The 237-nt window shown below is 62.0% G+C and carries 1 protein-coding gene; it reads left to right on the forward strand.

The window, feature by feature from the left end:
* Positions 1 to 18 precede the first annotated feature (18 nt).
* Positions 19 to 237, forward strand: a 219-nt coding sequence (locus ACLJNW_RS28425; protein WP_410962014.1) for a response regulator, incomplete at its 3' end; no start/stop codon positions are given.

Below are 237 nucleotides of genomic sequence, written 5' to 3' on the forward strand. Positions count from 1 at the left end.
GCCCTCTGAGGAGTAGCTATGGCAGTCAAAGTCCTGGTGGTGGACGATTCGGGGTTCTTCCGCCGCCGTGTCTCGGAGATTCTCTCCGCCGATGGACAGATCCAGGTGGTCGGCACCGCCACCAATGGCCGCGAGGCCATCGAGCAGGCGCTGGCCCTGAGACCCGATGTGATCACCATGGATTACGAGATGCCGCTGATGGACGGCATCACCGCGGTACGCAACATCATGCAGCGT

Source organism: Salmonella sp. SAL4457 (assembly GCF_046548235.1).
In the GTDB taxonomy this organism is placed as follows: domain Bacteria; phylum Pseudomonadota; class Gammaproteobacteria; order Enterobacterales; family Enterobacteriaceae; genus Salmonella; species Salmonella enterica.